Here is a 930-nt window from a genome sequence, read left to right as displayed (position 1 = left end):
CCAGCGGGCTTATTTTGGCCAAGTGAAGATGATCTATATAGACCCGCCCTATAATACGGGGAATGATTTTATCTATGGTGATGATTTTAAAGACCCGCTTGCGCGCTATAAAGAAGTGACGAGCCAAACGACAAAATCGAATCCTGAGACAATGGGGCGGTTTCACACTGCGTGGCTCAATATGATCTATCCGCGCTTGCGTTTGGCACAGACTTTATTGCGTGACGATGGGGTGATTTTTATCTCAATAGATGATCATGAAGTTCATAATTTGCGCAAAGTATGTGATGAAGTGTTTGGCGAAGAGAATTTTGTTGCGCAGCTGGTGTGGAGGAAACGCACTGGTGCTAATGATGCGCAAAACAATGTAAGTACAGACCATGATTACATTTTGTGTTATAGTCGCAGGCACACTGTTTTTAGTGGAGTACAAAAGAGTTTTGCAAATTATACCAACCCCGATAATGACCCGCGCGGGCCTTGGATGGCTGATAATTTGACATGCAATAAAACAGCATCAGAGCGGCCAAATCTTAATTACCCGATTACTGATCCACAAACGGGTGTAGTTTACCAGTGTAATCCCAATCGTGTATGGGCTTATGAAAAAGGACGAATGGCAAACATCATCAAAGAAGGCAAGGTGATCTTCCCAAAAAACGGACAAGGTACGCCTACTTATAAACGTCATCAAACAGAAGTTAAATCTCAAACTAAACCATTTAGTACAATGCTTGAAACAGATATGAATTTTATAGCGACCAAACAATTACGAGAACTTTTAGGCGGCCAATTTTTTGATCATCCCAAGGGTGTGAGTCTTATAAAGCAATTGATTGAACAGACGACCAGTGACAACGACATCATTCTCGATTTTTTCGCTGGCTCTAGTACAACAGCGCATGCAGTGATGGCTTTGAATGCCGAAGA

General features: G+C 42.2%; 1 protein-coding gene. It reads left to right on the top strand.

Translation table 11 applies throughout. The features are described from left to right. Positions 1-28: 28 nt before the first annotated feature. Positions 29-930: site-specific DNA-methyltransferase (locus ACFIKE_RS11615; protein WP_375650098.1), on the top strand; the 902-nt coding region annotated here is incomplete at its 3' end.

Origin of the sequence: Bartonella sp. MU70NMGDW (genome assembly GCF_042194085.1) — a bacterium.
In the GTDB taxonomy this organism is placed as follows: domain Bacteria; phylum Pseudomonadota; class Alphaproteobacteria; order Rhizobiales; family Rhizobiaceae; genus Bartonella; species Bartonella grahamii.
The sequence above is the reverse complement of the archived record's forward strand: the minus strand, read 5'-3'. Positions and strand labels throughout refer to the sequence as shown.